General features: G+C 62.7%; 13 protein-coding genes. 9 read left to right on the top strand and 4 right to left on the bottom strand.

Features of this window, described 5'->3' with window-relative positions; genetic code table 11:
• Positions 1-70: 70 nt before the first annotated feature.
• Positions 71-430, bottom strand: coding sequence for a DUF2946 domain-containing protein (locus HFGMBDPB_RS18525; protein WP_088165237.1), 360 nt, complete (start codon positions 428-430; stop codon positions 71-73).
• 204 nt (positions 431-634) lie between these two features.
• On the opposite strand from HFGMBDPB_RS18525, the gene HFGMBDPB_RS18520 reads away from it, so the two are divergent.
• Together HFGMBDPB_RS18520 and HFGMBDPB_RS18515 are read left to right on the top strand one after the other, a co-directional pair.
• On the top strand, positions 635-994 hold the full coding sequence (locus HFGMBDPB_RS18520) for a DUF2946 family protein (protein WP_133074043.1): 360 nt from the start codon (positions 635-637) through the stop codon (positions 992-994).
• Between the two features lie 88 nt (positions 995-1082).
• Positions 1083-3257: a TonB-dependent receptor gene (locus HFGMBDPB_RS18515; RefSeq protein WP_212645985.1), complete on the top strand. Its 2175-nt coding sequence runs from the start codon at positions 1083-1085 to the stop codon at positions 3255-3257.
• A gap of 103 nt (positions 3258-3360) precedes the next feature.
• Here HFGMBDPB_RS18515 and HFGMBDPB_RS30080 read toward each other — a convergent pair whose 3' ends face one another.
• Positions 3361-3486 (bottom strand): biotin/lipoyl attachment domain-containing protein, encoded by a 126-nt coding sequence (locus HFGMBDPB_RS30080; RefSeq protein WP_392451640.1) that lies wholly within the window; start codon positions 3484-3486, stop codon positions 3361-3363.
• Between the two features lie 196 nt (positions 3487-3682).
• Between HFGMBDPB_RS30080 and HFGMBDPB_RS18505 the strand changes: the two genes are divergently transcribed.
• A complete protein-coding gene (locus HFGMBDPB_RS18505) occupies positions 3683-3826 on the top strand; it encodes a hypothetical protein (RefSeq protein WP_193615983.1) in 144 nt (47 codons plus the stop codon).
• Between the two features lie 253 nt (positions 3827-4079).
• Here the strand turns inward: HFGMBDPB_RS18505 and HFGMBDPB_RS18500 are convergent, their stop codons facing one another.
• Both HFGMBDPB_RS18500 and HFGMBDPB_RS18495 read right to left on the bottom strand, forming a co-directional pair.
• Positions 4080-4751 (bottom strand): TetR/AcrR family transcriptional regulator, encoded by a 672-nt coding sequence (locus tag HFGMBDPB_RS18500; RefSeq protein WP_080649903.1) that lies wholly within the window; start codon positions 4749-4751, stop codon positions 4080-4082.
• A gap of 226 nt (positions 4752-4977) precedes the next feature.
• Positions 4978-5838, bottom strand: a complete 861-nt coding sequence (locus tag HFGMBDPB_RS18495) for a phytanoyl-CoA dioxygenase family protein (RefSeq protein WP_016445427.1) — start codon at positions 5836-5838, stop codon at positions 4978-4980.
• Between the two features lie 726 nt (positions 5839-6564).
• Between HFGMBDPB_RS18495 and HFGMBDPB_RS18490 the strand changes: the two genes are divergently transcribed.
• The 6 genes from HFGMBDPB_RS18490 to HFGMBDPB_RS18465 all read left to right on the top strand — a co-directional run bounded on the left by HFGMBDPB_RS18490 (position 6565) and on the right by HFGMBDPB_RS18465 (position 16320).
• Positions 6565-8628, top strand: coding sequence for an outer membrane protein assembly factor BamB family protein (locus HFGMBDPB_RS18490; protein ID WP_046240220.1), 2064 nt, complete (start codon positions 6565-6567; stop codon positions 8626-8628).
• Positions 8629-8653: 25 nt separating this feature from the next.
• On the top strand, positions 8654-9835 hold the full coding sequence (locus HFGMBDPB_RS18485; RefSeq protein WP_126312319.1) for a YbfB/YjiJ family MFS transporter: 1182 nt from the start codon (positions 8654-8656) through the stop codon (positions 9833-9835).
• 49 nt (positions 9836-9884) lie between these two features.
• A complete protein-coding gene (locus HFGMBDPB_RS18480; RefSeq protein ID WP_212645984.1) occupies positions 9885-11261 on the top strand; it encodes a DUF1329 domain-containing protein in 1377 nt (458 codons plus the stop codon).
• Positions 11262-11298: 37 nt separating this feature from the next.
• A complete protein-coding gene (locus tag HFGMBDPB_RS18475; RefSeq protein ID WP_126312318.1) occupies positions 11299-12933 on the top strand; it encodes a DUF1302 domain-containing protein in 1635 nt (544 codons plus the stop codon).
• Positions 12934-12946: 13 nt separating this feature from the next.
• Positions 12947-15328 (top strand): efflux RND transporter permease subunit, encoded by a 2382-nt coding sequence (locus HFGMBDPB_RS18470; protein ID WP_016452456.1) that lies wholly within the window; start codon positions 12947-12949, stop codon positions 15326-15328.
• 83 nt (positions 15329-15411) lie between these two features.
• The gene (locus HFGMBDPB_RS18465) at positions 15412-16320 is read left to right on the top strand and encodes a WD40/YVTN/BNR-like repeat-containing protein (RefSeq protein WP_227468431.1); all 909 of its coding nucleotides are present in this window, start codon (positions 15412-15414) and stop codon (positions 16318-16320) included.
• Positions 16321-16342 lie beyond the last annotated feature (22 nt).

Below are 16342 nucleotides of genomic sequence, written 5' to 3'. Positions count from 1 at the left end.
GCAACTGGCGTGGCGCAAGGCCTTGCCATGGTGTCGCGGCCAAGGCAGCCGCGCTATCGATGCGAGGGAATCAGGCCTGTGCGGGAGGCCCGCGGGGCGGAAGCGGCGCGCCGACCAGGGCTGCGATATGGGCCGCTGCAAACGGATGCAGGGCTGCCGCCAGAGGATGGGGTTGTGCCACCGCCAGGCTGACGGGAGGCAGAGGCAATGCAGGGGCCAGGCACATCGAGCAGTCGAGCGTGTGCTGACCTGGCGCCTGGGCCTGGCCCTCGTCGTCAAGAACCACCATGGTGATGGCTCCGCCGCTGGAGCAGATGAGCTCCATGGTCTTGGGGTTCACGAAGGGCGAAGCGCCCGCAACACCCAGCGTCAGCAGGAACCACGCCAGGGCGAGGCGCTTCCAGAATGACGATGTGCGAAGGGTGTGCATAGCCCGCGATTATGGCGGCGATATCGGACCGACAGCAACCTTCTTGCGCAATGGCGGATGCAGATCCGGTCCGGTTGATCTTGATCAAGGCGCTCGCCGCCGCTTGAAGGCGACGGATGGCAAGGCAGTTTTGCAGGGAACTCACAACAGCTTGCCAGGCAGCTGCCTCGCTCAACAGGCGATGGCCCCCCATAATGCGTACGCATGCAAACCTTGCGCAATTGCCTGATGCTGCCCCGCCTTGCTTTGGCGTGGTTCATGCTGGCATTGGCGATGGCCGTGGCGTCGCCCATCGTGCATCCGCGCTCCCTGGAAGTGGTTTGCACGGGCAATGGCAGCATGCAGGTCGTCGTGCTGGATGACGAAGGACAGGCGAGTGCCGGCACGCATCACTCGCTCGACTGTCCTTTGTGCCTGGTGGTCACGCCTCCCTTGTTTCACCCTTCGCCGGAGTTTGAACAGCCGCAGCCGTTGGGATTGGCGGTGCAGCCCGTGGAGTCGGCGCGCATTGCCGCGCTGGTGGGGGCACCGCTTCCGCCCAGAGGTCCGCCGGCGCGCGTGTAAGCCTTGTGCGGCGGGCCCCGATGCCTGCCTCACCTTCGCCGCCGGGCCTTGTGGGGCACGGCAGGTCTCACTTGCACGCAAATCGCTCATGACCCGTTCCATTGGCCCCGCGATGCCCGAAGGCATCGTTCACACTTCTTCATCCACCTTTTTGCAACGTTCTCGCCAGACCCGGGCCGTGGTGTTGCTCCCCATGGCGTTCGCTTGCTCGGCAAGCTGGGGACAGGCCTCCACAACCCTGGACACCATTACCGTGCGCTCATCCGGCGACAGCGCCCTGGAGCGCCCGCTGGCCACCGGCAGCCGACTGGATCTCAGCGCACGCGATACGCCCGCCAGTGTCGAAGTGATCACGCGCGAGCAACTGCAGGCCAGGGGCGACACTTCGCTGGTCGATGCAATCACCCGCTCCACGGGTATCACCAGCCTGGGGCATCCGGGCAACAGCGGCAGTTCGCTGTCGGCACGGGGCTTCACCGACACCACATCGGTCATGCGCTTGTATGACGGCACTCGCCAATATGGCGGTGTGGGCGTGAGTTTTCCCTTCGACACCTGGTCCGTAGACCGCATCGAAGTGCTGCGTGGACCGGCTTCCGTGATCTATGGCGATGGCGCCATTGGCGGGGTCATCAATGTGATTCCCAAGAAGCCCACGCGCAGTCCGATACGCAACGAGGTCCAGGCCACGGTGGGCACCGACGGAAAACGCGGCCTGGCCTTTGGCAGCGGCGGCGCAATCAATGAGCACTGGTCCTACCGTCTGGATGCCAGTGGCGACCGCTCCGACGGATGGGTTGACCGGGGTGATTCCAGCAGCCGCACCCTCTCCGCAGCCTTGCGATGGGATCCGGTGCAGGACTTCAGCGTGCAACTGTCCCACGCACTGGGCAGGCAAAAGCCCATGCGCTACTTCGGCACGCCGTTGATCAATGGAGTTCAGGATCCGGCGGTGCGCGAACGCAACTACAACGTGGCCGACAGCCGCATCCAGTACAAGGACCGCTGGACCGAACTGGCGGCGCAATGGACGCCCTCCAGCAACGTGATCGTGCGCAGCAAGCTCTATCACATAGCCAGCGACCGCTACTGGCGCAACGCCGAGACCTACCTGTACAACGCCTCCACCGGCCTGATCGACCGATCCGGAAACACCGAGATCGCCCATGACCAGACGCAGACCGGCAACACCACGGATGCGACCTTCAGCGGCAGTCTCTTCGGTCGCAAGAACCAGGTGTCCCTGGGCTTCGATGTCAACCGCGCGGCTTTCCAGCACTCCAACAACACCTATGTGGGCAGCTCCGGTTCGGTGGACCCCTACAACCCCGATCCCGGTCAATACACCAGCTCCATTCCCTTCATTCCCCGCTATCGCAACAAGGCCGAGCAATATGCGCTGTTCGCCGAGGACCGCCTGGAGATGACGGACCGCTGGTCATTGGTGGCAGGTGCGCGGTTTGACCATACAAATCTCTCGCGCCAGGACCTGGTGGCTGGTACGCAGGCCTTCAAGCGCAGCTACTCCAATGCGGGGTGGCGCTTGGGAACGGTCTACCAACTCCACCCCGGCCTGTCACTGTATGCCCAGGCATCCAAGGCGGCGGATCCGGTGAGCGGCCTGCTGATGCTGTCTGCCGCCAACGCCGCTTTCGACGTGTCCACAGGGCGGCAGTTCGAAATCGGCCTCAAGCAATCGTTCTGGGAAGGCAAGGGCGACTGGACGCTGGCGATGTACTCCATCACCAAGAACAATCTGCTCACGCGTGACCCTGCCAACCCCGCGCTGCGCATCCAGGTGGGGCAGCGGTCATCCAAAGGCATGGAGAGCACCCTGTCGATGCAGGTCGCCAAGACGGTCCGGCTGGATGCCAACGTGGCCTTGCTCAAGGCGCGGTACGACGACTTCAGCGAGTCGGTTGGCGGCGTCACCGTGTCCCGCAATGGCAACGTGCCCACCGACGTGCCTGAACGTGTCGCCAATGTCTGGGTGGGCTGGAACCTCGCTTCGAACTGGACACTGTCAGGAGGGCTGCGCCATGTCGGCAAACGCTATGCCGACAACGCCAATACCTTGAAGCTGGGGGCGTACACCACCTTCGATATGGCACTGCAATGGAAGGCCACTGCAGATACCACGCTGACGCTGCGCGGGTTCAACGTTCTGGACAAGCACTATTTCTCCACGGCCTACTACACCACGACGCAGTGGCTGGTGGGCGAGGGGCGGCGTGCGGAGATCACGTTGCATCACCGCTTCTGAAGGCGTAGCTGGCGACGCGAACCCACCTGATACTCCCCATCGCCCAGCCAGCACACCGCGCTGAGCTGAAAAAGGTCGGTCTCCTTGAATGCCGCACAGGACTTCAGGAGCCGGCCGGTTGTAACGCTTCGAGCACCATCAACGCATCTCCCGCAGCCACAGCCTTTCCAGCTTGGCAATGCGCGGCAGCAATCCTGCCTGCCTGACTGGCTACCACCTGGAACTCCATCTTCATCGCTGGCCGATGGACGACGTCCTAAGCTGGATGTACCTGAAGCCCGAGACCAGCGCGGGCTCTTGGACTTCTTTGGATCTATTGGGATTTCTTGGGATGCCAGGATGGCCCCCGGAGGGGCTCGAATTGATCGATTGTTTCTAGGGAAAAATCAGTTTAGAAAAAAAGTACCAACATAAATACCAACAAAATGAAAGCAGCTTTCCTGTCTGTCTGCTGGCTGTACCTGGCCGTTGTGCTGGTCCTCTACATTCGCAAGATCGTGGGCCGGTCTATGAAGGCAGCGCTGGGCAGAGAGCTGGCGCTCGAGGCCTTGTTGATGGCGGTCTGGTGACGCAAACCTCGGCCGCACTTCTTGCCCTCTTGGGACCAGGGCGGCCCTTGTGAAAGCGACGTCTTTAAGCGCCTCTGAGTCGCCCGTAACCTTGAGCGGAGCATGAGCCGGCGCGACAGCTGCAGGGGCAATGCCGTTGCCTAGCCATTCTTCAATAACATGAAAAAGTGCGCATCCAAGCACCTTGACTTGAGGTTGTAGCCTTTCTAGCAGAGCGAGGGCAGTCCAGGCAGCGATGACAGGCAGTCAGAACCTAAGTGAGCTTCCCGCTGCTCCCATTCGCGGTTTCTGCAAGTGCCAGGCACGCAGCCTTCAAGCGAACTCCCAGGAGGCCTAAAGAGGCTGCGTCCTGGTTACTCCAGTGGGCCATCACAATCGCACCTTCCGTCAAGCAGGAGATCAGCGTGGCTGTCGTGTGCGCTTCGGCCTCCGTCAAGTTCGGGTTGATTCTGCGCAGGATCGGGGCCAAAGCCTGGATGTATTCCGCGTAGATTTGCTTGAGCCAGTCCGCAACGATGGGACGGTGGCGGCCCATCGCCCACACTTCGAAGTAGAGGTTTCGCACGTTGACGTCGCGAACAAATGTCCAGGCGTCGTCGAGGAAAACTTTCAGGTCATCTGTTGGGGACTCGTACTGGCCTTCTGCCAACTGCCTGGAGTACCGCATGAATTCCTCGGTCGAGGAAGTGATCGTTGCAAGAATGAGCGATTCCAGATCGCCGAAATGATGCTGAACGGTGTTGAGCCGAACGCCTGCTGCTGAAGCCACTTTGCGCAACGAGAAATCTGCATAGCCTTGTGCCAGGACCTCTTTCGACGCCTTCAGGATATCCGCACGCCTACGTTCGGACTGTACGGCTCGCACGCCCGGCGCGCCTGTTTCGGAGGCAGCGGACGGGGCGTTTTCGTTTTTGGGTTTTGTCATGGCATGGATTGAAGTCTGTCGGATCTCTGGTGATTATGGAGACGCTTCGATAGCGCCCACCTCCTGTCTGATTTAAGGTTTCAAGCCCCGCATGGTCTGCATGCGGGGCATGAAACGAGCGCTTTTTGCCGAGCAGAGTTGGCTTCAGTTTGTGCTCGTGGCGAACCCCGCCGACACGCCTGGCAAGCGGGGCGTCAAGAAGCGTGCAAGTGATGTTTGTCCTGTGTCAGAGCTTGAGGTGGTCGCCCAGTTCGCTGTAGTTGACCTGCCAGAGGCCGGGCGATCCGATAGGGTACTGCGAGCGGAACCCGAGCAGGCGCTGGACGCGCGGCGACAACTGCCGAACGATGTCCATGCTGACCAGGAAGGGGTAGGCCTCTTCGCCGGTGAGAAAGCCTGGGTTGAAGGCGAAGGCAACGCCTCGGCGGTACTGGTCGGTGGTCAGGTTGGCGCCACCGCCATGGGCGGTTTTGCCGCTGAACAGGAGGACATCTCCTGCATTCATTTCGGCCGGGATGGTCTGCTCCGGCGTACCGCGATCTTCGAAATTTTCCCAGTGGTTGCTGCCGGGGATGACGCGGGTGGCGCCGTTCTTCTCTGTGTAGTCGGTGAAGGCGATCATGAAATTCATGGCGGCCTCGGGGCCCTTGGGGCCCATGCCGATGAACGGATACCAGTTCTCGAGGTCGCGGTGCAGCATCTGGGCCTTGTTGCCAGGGCCGATCTCGATCACCTGCGCGGTGGTCATCCAGTACGAGCCCGATTCCTCGAGGAAGATCGCATCGAGCAGGTTGTGCACCAGGTCGCGGTCGAGGATTTCCTCGCGGAAGGTCTTGCTGTGCGTGACCAGATTTGTCAGGCGCTTGGTGTTTGCGCCGTGAAACTCGGCAATCAACTCGATTTCGTGCGTCGATCCCGGCGCGAGGGCGTCCATCGGTCCCTGGATCTCGGCATTGAAGCTGTCGATCTGTGACTGGGTAAGGAAGTTCTTGATGATGACGCCGCCGTCTTCCTTGAGGATCCGGAGGATCTCGGCGATGGGCGTCGAGGTCGTGGCGGTGCGCAATGCGCTGATTGTCGGGGTCATGAAGCGTCTCCTTTGTGCCGGCTGGTATTGATTAATTTGATTGGTCATATGACCAATCTTCTGAAATGATGGGATACATCGCACCGCGCTGTCAAGGGTGGCCACACCCCCTTGAGGCATGTGGTGGACCTGCTCCGGTGCCGGGCACAACGGACGTCCCACCCATCAGCGGGAAGGGCCGCCGCGTCTTCCTTGTCGGCACGTTTTCTCCAACGGCCGAGGCGGCTCGGATCGATGGAGACGCCCGTTTGCACGTCAGCTTCGCCTCGCATGAAATTGTCAGCAAGGGTTTCCCTGACCTGTGTTCGTTACAGCTTCTCGAGAGAGAAAAACGGTGATTTCACCTTGACCGTGCTTGGACAGGCAGGCCTGCGAGGAGCCACCTGTCGATCCATTTTTTCCTGCCGTGGGTGATCCGGGTCGATCCCCGCGCTGTTCTCGATGGGATCTCCCTGACCCGGGAAAAGCTTGGGCGCGCGCCGTCTCATCCACCTACTTTTCCGCAGCGGCACCAGCATGAATCTGGACGCCCACGCTCCCTGCCGTTCGCTTGTGGGGGGTAGTTTCACTAACCGCATTTCCCCTATGTTGTTTATGTGGTCATGTGACCAATAATTTATTCACTTTGCTTGCGCAGATGCGCCGAAGAGAGCGTGAGTGGACGCGCAGATGGCGCGTTCGATGACTGAGACCTCCGTACAACCACACATCACAGGAGTAGTTCACGTGACCCCAGCAACACGATTCGTGGTGGCTGCGATTGGCGCCTTGGCAGCGGCGGGCGCTCCAGCCGCCGAGAGCCAGGACTGGCCGCTGCTCGGCCGCAATGCGGACATGCAGCACAACAGCCCCTTGCAAGCGATCAACGAAAAGAACGTGGCGAACCTTGGCCTGGCCTGGTCGGCCGAGATGCCGACGAAGGACGGCATGGTCGGCAATCCGCTGGTGGTCGATGGGGTCGTCTATCAGAGCGCACCTCGCACGCAGGTGTTCGCGAACGACCTGAAGACGGGCAAGCTGCTCTGGAAGTTCGAAGCCCCAGTCAAGATGCCTGACGAAACGGGTGTTCCGCGTTGGGCATACAACGTGAACCGGGGCGTCGCGGTTAGCGGCGACCATGTCTTCTACGCCTCGGCGGACTGCAGGCTTTATGCGATCAACCGCAAGTCGGGCGCGCTCGCCTGGTCGGTGGAGGCCTGCGACGCCTCTCAGGAGACGGGCTGGTATGCCATGACCATGGCGCCGCGCATAGGCGGTGGCATGGTTTTCGTCGGCAACGCTTGCGGCGACAGCGGCATCGGCCGCGGCCACGTCGATGCTTTCGACGAGAAAACGGGCAAGCCGGTCTGGCGCTTCTACACCGTGCCGGACGATCCGGCGAAGGGCAAGCAGAAGACGCCCGAGCTCGAAAGGGCCGTGAAGACCTGGGGGAAGGACTGGCACTCCAAAACCAACGGCTGCGGCAGCGTCTGGGACGGCATGACCTACGACGCCAAGCTCCATCAGCTCTACATCGCCGTCGATGGCCCGGCGCCCTGGATCCCCACGCTGCGGGGCAAGGGGGCGGGCGACGAGCTCTACACGAACTCGGTCGTCGCGCTCGACGCGAGCACCGGCAAATACCTCTGGCACTACAAGCAAACGCCTAACGACGGCTGGAACTATTCGCCCAATGCCCCTTTGATGCTGGCCGAACTGCCCATCGGTGGCAGTTCGCGGCGCGTGGTGATGACGGCCCCGAAGAACGGCTTCTTCTATGTGCTTGATGCGAAGACGGGCAAGTTCATCTCGGCCAACAACATCGTCCCGGTCAACTGGGCAAGCGGCATCGATCCCAAGACCGGGCGCCCGATCTTCAAGGCCGAGGCACGCTACTGGGAAAAGAAGGATGGCAAGGCCGTGATCATTCCTTCGACGTCAGGGGCTCACAACTGGCATGCGATGGCCTACAACGAGCAGACCGGACTGGTCTATCTCGGCGCTGCCGTGGTGCCATCCCTGGCGGAAATGAAGCCGGACATGATCGGAGGTCTGGTCACGCACGATTATTTCGGCTACGAGGCCGCGAATGCGAAATACCGTCCTTATGGCGAGCTGATTGCCTGGGATCCTGTTGCCCAGAAGGCCCGTTGGCGGGTTCGGCGCGACATCCCGTACAGCGGCGGCACGCTGACCACGGCGGGCAATCTGGTGTTCCAAGGAACGGGCGACGGCAAGTTCGAGGCCTTTGCGGCAGACACCGGCAAGCGTCTGTGGTCGTTCGACACGGGAGGTGTGGGCATGGCAGCGCCCACGACTGTCTCGCAAGATGGCGAACAGATTGTCCTCATGCCGATCGGTAACGGCGGCGCGGCGTCCATCGGACAGATCCTGACGCGCGTCGCATCGACTGCACAAACCCGTGCATCGCCTTCCCGCCTTCTGGCATTCAAGCTGGGAGGGACCGCGACGCTTGTCAAGGCTGAACCCCAAGTGGTTCCCGAACCTCCTCTTCCGCGGCCTGCGAACAAGGCGCAAATCCACGCCGGGGCAATTCTGTGGGAGGGCAAGGGGTGCGTGTACTGCCACGGCCATGAAGCTGGCAGCGCCAACGGCAACGTGAAAGACCTGAGATTCAGTTCGGCTGAAACGCACGGACTGTTCGCCGGCATCGTCATCGGCGGCCTGCGCAAAGAGCAGGGCATGCCGGTATTCCAGGACATCACGATCGAAGAGGTCAACGCGTTGCATGCGTATGTGCTCGACCGTGCCTGGGCCGGGTACCTCGATGCCGGCAAGTCGAAGCCCTGAACCGCACAGATCGAGGAGGCGAGCCATGATGACGGTACGCGAACGATTCCCCAAGCTTTTTGCCGCTGCGTTGCTCTGGCTGGCATGTGCGGGTTATGTGTTTTTTGGAGGTATGCCCGCCTTTGTCGTCCAGATGGCCGCGGACTGGCACTACACGGCGACGCAACAGGGCGTGATCGCCATGGCCGAGGTGGTCGGCAATGCCATCGGCTCCCTGCTGCTCGTCTACGTGATCCACAGCCGAACGGCGCGCTTCACCTTGGCCTGCGGCTTGCTGATGCAGCTTGCGGGCAATGCGGCGATGTATGGCGACCCCGCGTTCTGGCTCGCCTGCTGCGAGCGGGTATTCGCAGGCATTGGCGGCGGCATCGTCTTCGGCACGGCCATTCGCTACGTGTCGTTGAACCCGCGCGCCGACACCTTGCTGCCGCTGATGGTGGTTTGCCAGTATCTCGGCATGACCTTGTTGACCTCGGTCATCGTGCCGGGGCTGGGTTCGATCGGCGCTTCGCTCATCTACTGCGCGGCGACGGCGGGCGTCTCTTTGTTCGTGCTGTTCTTCTTCATGGATGGATGCAGGGTGGTCGGGGAGTCGCCAGATGGCGAGCTTCCCGCAGTGAACGCCGGCGCCGCGTGGCTGGTGCTTGCATCCATCTTTCTGGTGTCGGCCTGCGCCGGCCTGGCATGGACCTTTCTGGAAGCCGTGGGCCTTGCTTCGGGTCTTGCGCCAGACCAGGTTCACAAAGCCATTGGCGCGTCTGCCGTGCCCACCGTACTGGTCTGCCTGTGCATGCCGGCACTGCTTCGTCGCGGCTGGGCCTTGTCGTCAGGGACGGTACTTCTGAGCGTCTGCGCGGCGGGTGCGCTGCTGCTGGCCACACCTTTGACCCCATGGACGTTTGCCGTCGGTGCAACGGCGTTCACCGGCGCCTGGATGGCTAGCGGGGTGGCGCAGTACGCAATGCTGCCGGGGTTCGACCCTGTGGGCCGGCATATCGCGCTGATCCCTGCCTGCGTCGGCATCGGTTCTGCGGTCGGATCGCTGGTGGGAGGAGGGCTGATCGACTCCTCTTCCGCCTTCGGTGTGGCGTACGACATCTCCGCGATCTTCGCCGTGCTGGCCATCGTCTCGATGCTGGCGGCCCACCGGTGGGGCGCACAACGAAGTGTCATTGGCGAGGCCCCGCTTCGCGATTCAACGAACTGACGCAACAGCGCAGCCCTGCGTTTCATCCCTGCTCGAAAGGACCCTCAGCATGAACCCCATGAACTGTCACCGCGCGGTTGCCATTGCCGCGGCCATGTCGATGTCGTTTGCCTACGCGGACGATGCCGGCAAGTTGGGCACAACCCTGTCGCCCTCGGGCGCTGAAAAAAGCGCCTCTGCCGACGGTGCTGTGCCGGTCTGGTCTCAGCCGGAGCCTCAGGGGGCAGGCTGGACATTCGGCAAGCGGCGCATCGAATTCTTCAAGTACAAAGACGACAAGCCCCTGTATGCCATTGATGCGGGCAACGTTGACAAGTACGCCGACAAGCTGGCGCCGGGCCAGGTCGAACTGATCAAGTCCACAAAGGGCTTCCGCATGGACGTGTACCCCAGCCGAAGGACCTGTGGCACGCCGGACTTTGTGGCGGAGAACACCAGGAAGAACGTCGGCTTCGCCAGGATGGCGAGCGACGGGGTTTCCTTGGAAGAGGCCCATGTTCCGGGATTCCCTTTTCCGATGCCGGGCAATGGCGCGGAGGCCATGTGGAATATGAAGCTGCGCTACCGCGGGCTGGCGTCGGGCATGCGCAATTCCCAGACCATCGTCTCTCCACGCAAGGGCAGCGACGAATGGATCAAGGCGGCAAACGACATCACGGTGTTCGTCCCCTGGGGCGTCAAAGGCAGCACGCTGTTTTCGAAGGTGGACCGCATGGAGGCGGCGGTCTACTTCGCCTACAACGCACCGGCGGCGCTTGCCGGGCAGGCCGCGGTGGTGACCACCATCGCAGGCAAGCCCCAGGAGGCGCACTACTACTTCCCCGGCCAGCGCCGCGTGCGGCGCATGCCCACCTATTCCTATGACTCGCCCCAGATCGGCATGGACAACCAGGTCACGGTCGACGAGTCGTACGTATACAGCGGACCGATGGACCGCTTCGACTGGAAGCTCGTCGGCAAGAAGGAACTGATCGTCCCCTACAACGCCCTGGGCATCTTCGACTTCACGGCCAAGGCGGACGACGTGCTGCTGCGCGATGCGCCTGCGCCGGCCGTTCGTCGCTATGAGACACATCGCGTCTGGATCGTGGAGGCCACCGTCAAGCAAGGTGTGCGCCATCTGGCACCCAAGCGCACGTTCTACCTCGACGAGGACAGCTGGGTGCCATTGCTGGCGGTGGACCAGGATGCGCAGGGCAAGGTCTGGAAGGTGCGCGAGGGCTACGCGATGCCTGTCTACGAGACAGGCACATGCGACGTCGCGGCGTACTCCCAATACAACCTGGCGGACCAGCGCTACTTCCTGGACTACACCTCGCTTGGGGCAGGCAGTGACATCCAGTACTACACCGAGGCTGCGGGCAACCCGCGCCTGAAGCGCGACTTCTACACCTCGGACAACCTCCGTGCCATCAGCGAACGCTGAGCAGGCGACAACACGCCGCGCAACGAGGAGAACTGCGATGCATCACAACTGGAGACTGGCGGCTCTGGTGGGCCTGATGGCCGCCGGTACCGGCCACAGGGCCTACGCTATCAATTTCGAGACCGAAGGTCTGAGGGGGTCTTTCGATTCTTCCATTTCACTGGGCACGGGAGTGCGCGCCCAGTCGTCGGCCTGTGGATTGGTCGTTGCCGGGGCCACGGGCAACGGCGCGCCTTCGGGCTGCCTCTCGCCCACATCCGGGATCGGCGATCAAGGCAACCTGAACTATGGCAGGGGCGATGCCTTCACCACCTACCTTAAAGGCAGCCACGAACTGCTGTTGAAGTTCCCGGAGGATGTCACGGTGATGGCGCGGGCCAACTGGGTGCGTGATTTCTCCGCGACACATACGACAGGCGTGCTCAGCGCGACCACGCCGCCCGGCATGGGTGGCCTCACCGGCAGTGCAAGCGAGGATCTGCGTTTCAAGGCCCGCTTGCTGGATCTCTGGGTGAGCAAGTCCTTTGCCATCGGCGAGCGGCAGGCGCGCGTCCGTGTCGGCAACCAGGTAATCAACTGGGGAGAGAGTCTCTTTTTCCCTGGTGGTATCAACGCCACCAACGCTTTGGACTACATGCGCCTGGCACAGCCTGGCGTGCAGTTGAAGGAAGCCGTGCTGCCGGCACCCATGGCCAGCTTCGCGACTGGATTGGGGCACGGGCTTAATCTGGAAACCTATGCGCAATTCGGCTGGAACAAGAGCTATCTCCCTCCGGTGGGGAGCTACTGGTCTTCGACGAATTCCCTGGGCAAGGGGATGGAAGACTTCGGATACGCAGGCAGCAAGGCTCGCAATGGTGGCCAATGGGGGGCGTCGCTGCGCTGGCAGCCGCCGGGGTCGGAGCTAAACCTGGGTCTCTATGCCCTGAACTACCACGACAAACTGCCCGCGCTGAAGATTGATCAAGCGACCTTCGCACCGTCCTGGGTGTATCCGGAGAACCGCAGGCTGTACGGCATCAGCGCGAATTTCCCCGTGGGCGATTGGGCCGTGGGCACCGAGCTGTCGTATCGGCCCCGGGATGCCGTGGCCCTGAGCCCCTTGGCTGGCTGCGCTGACCGTGACGGCCGCTGCTGGGTGGATGAGAAGCGCTTTCAGTGGCATCTGACCGGGGTCTATGCCTTCTCGCCCGCCAATACGCCGGATTTTCTGAAGCTGATCCGCGCCCAGGCGGCGAACCTGATGGTCGAGACCGTCGTGGTGCACTACCCCGGCATGCGGCGATCCTATGGCGGGGATCCCGTGTCCGCCGGCTATTGGGGATGGGGCCAGGAAACCGATCCCACGGCGGCGCCGCTCACCGGCGGAACGCGTACCTCGGCGGGTATCGCGCTCGACTTTAGCGTGACTTACGACGGAACCCTCATCCCAGGCTGGCAGGTCATCCCGGAGATCTACTACTCGCGGGCACTGACGGGCCGCACGCCGAACGCGTCGGCGATGTTCATGAAGGGGGCCCAACAGATGAACCTGATCGTGACGTTCATCCAAAACCCCGCGAAATGGCAGTTCGCCGTCAACTATGCACGCTTCTGGGGCGGCTCCTCGCCTTTCGATCAGCCCTTGCGCGACCGCGCCTTCGTCGGCGCCGTGCTGACTCGAAATTTCTGATGGGGAGCCGAACGTGACTTTTGCCGAGCGAAATTCCAAACGCGGCCTGCTGAAGCGTTTGGAAAGCTGGTTGTTTCAGCGGCGCGTAGCGGTGCTGGGTGTGCTTGCCTTGCTGACGGTAGGCATGGGCTGGTTCGCCAGCCAGCTGCGGATGGATGCGGGCTTCGAAAAGCAATTGCCGATCGGGCACGAGTATGTGCGGACCTTCAACGACTACCGCAACGACCTGCTCGGCGCCAACCGACTGATCATCGCGGTCAAGGTCCGCAAGGGGAACATATGGAGCCCGGCGGCACTGCAGCGCCTGTATGACGTGACGCAGGCGGTGACGTTCATGCCCTACGTCGAGCGCGCTAGCGTGCAGTCCCTGTGGACGCCAAACGCCTTTGTCAACGAGATCACGGAAGAGGGCTTCCGCGCCGACCCCCTGGTGCCAGGGGACGTGACGCCCGACCGGCTGGACGAGCCAACCATCCAGGCCATCGCGCGTTCGACGGCCCAGGGAGGCTTCGTGGGAACCCTGGTCTCACGCGACCAGTCCAGTGCCATGGTGACGGCCGATCTGTCCGAAGTCGATGCCCAGGGCCGGCACATGGACTATGTCGAATTCAACCATGAGCTCGAGCGCGTCTTGCGTGCGAAATTTGAAGACGACGCCTTCGAGATCCAGATCATCGGCTTTGCCAAACAGATCGGCGACATTGCCGATGGTGCCTCTGCGGTTCTGCTGTTCTGCGGTGTGGCGCTGCTGCTCACTGCACTGGCGGTGTATGGCTACTGCCGCTCATGGCGGCTGACCCTGCTGCCCATCGTCTGTTCGCTCTCCTCGCTGGTATGGCAGTTCGGGGCCCTGCGGATTCTGGGCTATGGCCTCGATCCCCTGGGTGTGCTCGTCCCTTTCCTGGTGTTCGCGATCGGGGTGTCGCACGGCGTGCAGCAGATCAACCACATCGTGCGTGAAGTGGCCCATGGCAAGAGCTGCGACGAAGCAGCCCGCTCGGCCTTCACGGGTTTGTTGATCCCCGGGACGCTGGCCCTGGTGACGGCCTTTGTCACCTTCATCACGCTGCTGATGATCCCGATCCCCATGGTTCGCGAGCTGGCCATCACCGCTGCGCTGGGCGTGGCATTCAAGATCGTGACCAACCTGGTGATGCTGCCCGTGGCAGCCTCGCTGATGCAGGTCGATCAGGCCTATGCGCTTCGCGTCGAGCAGTTGACGGTACGCCGGCAGCGTTGGTTGCGCCTGCTGGCGCAAGTAGCCGTTCCGCGCCATGCGGTCGTGGTGCTGGCCATTGCAGCTGTGGTGCTGGGGGCCGCAGTCTGGAACAGCCGCGACCGTGTCGTCGGTACGCTCGAAGCAGGCGCCCCCGAATTGCGTCCCGAGTCCCGGTTCAACCGCGATGCATTGGCGATCGCATCTGGATACGACCTGGGACTGGACTGGATGAGCGTGATTTTCGAGGCGCCTCCGCAGTCGTGCGACAACGTCGCTGTCGGCCAGTACCAGGACCGTTTCGTCTGGGCAATGCAAGGTGTGCCGGGCGTGCTGTCGATCAACTCATTCTCGTCGGCGCTGCGCCAGTACAACGAAGGCTACAACGAAGGCAACCCGAAGATGGGGGCGGTCCCCATCGACGGCGGCAACTACGCAGCGCTGGCCGTGGAGATCGCGCGCAGTCCAGGGCTCATGCGCAAGGACTGCAGCATGACGGCCGTGCATCTGTTCCTCTCGGACCACAAGGCCACCACCATCGAAGGCGTGGTTTCGGCAGTCAAGGCGTTCCGCCAGCGCGAACAGCTGCCAGGCGTCGCGATTCGCCTCGCGTCGGGCAACGCCGGCGTCCTGGCCGCAGTCAACGAGGAGATCGAACACAGCGAACTGCCCATGATGCTGTACGTCTACGCAGCCATCATCGGACTGATCCTGCTGGTTTACCGGGATGTGCGGGCCGTGCTGGTGTGCTGCCTGCCTTTGGCGATCAGTACCTTCATCGGCTACTGGTTCATGAAGGAGCTGCAGATCGGCCTGACCGTTGCCACGTTGCCTGTCATGGTGCTCGCGGTAGGGATTGGCGTGGACTACGCGTTCTACATCTACAACCGGCTGCAGCTGCACATGGCCAGCGGGCAAGGCATCGTCAAGGCGCTGGAGCATTCCATCCTTGAGGTCGGGGCAGCGACCATTTTTACGGCGATCACGCTGGCCATCGGCGTGGCGACGTGGAGCTTCTCGTCGCTGAAGTTCCAGTCGGACATGGGCAAGCTCCTGGCCTTCATGTTCATGGTGAACATGGTGATGGCCATGACGGTGCTGCCGGCATTCGCGGTATGGCTTGAGAGGGCGCTGCCGCGCCGGGGGCCGGTCCGGTCCGTGGGCCTGATGGCGCATTGAACGCGGGGATGACGATGACAAGACGTTTGTACAAGTGGGCGGCCTGGGGACTGGCAGGGGCCATTGCCTCCGCGGCCTGGGCAATGGACGAAGTCAAACCCGTACCGGCCATGACATCTGCCATCGCGACTCAGGCGGCCATCCTGGGCAGCACCTGGGCGGGAACACGGGCCGTGGCGGTCGGCGATCGCGGCGTTGTGCTGCTTTCGGACGATGGCGGCGCACGGTGGCGTCAGGCGCGGTCGGTGCCGGTCTCCTTCACGCTGACATCGGTGAGCTTTGCCGATGCGCAGCATGGGTGGGCCGTAGGGCACGGCGGGTCGGTGATCGTGACGCGCGATGGCGGAGAAACTTGGCGCGTTCAGCGGGTCGTCACGACGGAGGATCGGCCGCTGTTCTCCGTGCACTTCTTCGATGCACATTCCGGCGTCGCGGTTGGGCTGTGGTCGCTGGTTCTGGTGACTTCCGATGGCGGTGAAACCTGGCAGGAGCGGCCATTGCAGCCTATGCCCGGCGCCAAGAAGGCCGACCTCAATCTGCTGGGCCTCTTTGCCGGCAGCGATGGCGTGCTCTTTGCCGCCGCAGAGCGCGGCCAGGTCCTGCGCAGCGACGACCGCGGTGCCACCTGGACATACCTTTCCACGGGCTACAACGGAAGCCTTTGGTGCGGTGCCATGTTGGCGGATGGTGCGCTGCTTGTCGGCGGGCAGCGCGGCACGCTGCTGCGCAGCGAGGACCACGGCCAGACCTGGAAGCCATTGCGGCTGGATACCAAGAGCTCAGTCACCGCAATCGCGGGCGCGTCGCAGGGCGTGACGCTGGTGGGGCTCGACGGACTCCTAGCGCGCAGCGGCGATGGCCGCGATTTCACGATCGAAACCAGGCCCGACGGGGTGGCGATCACCTCCGCGCTGGTGACGCCGCGCGATGGGGGCAGACAAGCGCTGCTGTTCACACGCCGAGGCGTGGTGCGCGGCGGCGGGCCGCCCTAATGCACTGGCGTCCATTGCCAGC

Origin of the sequence: Delftia sp. PE138, from assembly GCF_018320755.1 — a bacterium.
In the GTDB taxonomy this organism is placed as follows: Bacteria; Pseudomonadota; Gammaproteobacteria; order Burkholderiales; family Burkholderiaceae_C; genus Comamonas; species Comamonas tsuruhatensis.
This window is presented reverse-complemented; position numbering and strand designations above follow the sequence as displayed.

Bases quoted from the DNA above. Each gene is read 5' to 3' on its own strand.
- HFGMBDPB_RS18525 (WP_088165237.1), bottom strand. From the start codon at position 430: ATGCACACCCTTCGCACATCGTCATTCTGGAAGCGCCTCGCCCTGGCG.
- HFGMBDPB_RS18520 (WP_133074043.1), top strand. From the start codon at position 635: ATGCAAACCTTGCGCAATTGCCTGATGCTGCCCCGCCTTGCTTTGGCG.
- HFGMBDPB_RS18515 (WP_212645985.1), top strand. From the start codon at position 1,083: ATGACCCGTTCCATTGGCCCCGCGATGCCCGAAGGCATCGTTCACACT.
- HFGMBDPB_RS30080 (WP_392451640.1), bottom strand. From the start codon at position 3,486: ATGGAGTTCCAGGTGGTAGCCAGTCAGGCAGGCAGGATTGCTGCCGCG.
- HFGMBDPB_RS18505 (WP_193615983.1), top strand. From the start codon at position 3,683: ATGAAAGCAGCTTTCCTGTCTGTCTGCTGGCTGTACCTGGCCGTTGTG.
- HFGMBDPB_RS18500 (WP_080649903.1), bottom strand. From the start codon at position 4,751: ATGACAAAACCCAAAAACGAAAACGCCCCGTCCGCTGCCTCCGAAACA.
- HFGMBDPB_RS18495 (WP_016445427.1), bottom strand. From the start codon at position 5,838: ATGACCCCGACAATCAGCGCATTGCGCACCGCCACGACCTCGACGCCC.
- HFGMBDPB_RS18485 (WP_126312319.1), top strand. From the start codon at position 8,654: ATGATGACGGTACGCGAACGATTCCCCAAGCTTTTTGCCGCTGCGTTG.
- HFGMBDPB_RS18480 (WP_212645984.1), top strand. From the start codon at position 9,885: ATGAACCCCATGAACTGTCACCGCGCGGTTGCCATTGCCGCGGCCATG.
- HFGMBDPB_RS18475 (WP_126312318.1), top strand. From the start codon at position 11,299: ATGCATCACAACTGGAGACTGGCGGCTCTGGTGGGCCTGATGGCCGCC.
- HFGMBDPB_RS18465 (WP_227468431.1), top strand. From the start codon at position 15,412: ATGGACGAAGTCAAACCCGTACCGGCCATGACATCTGCCATCGCGACT.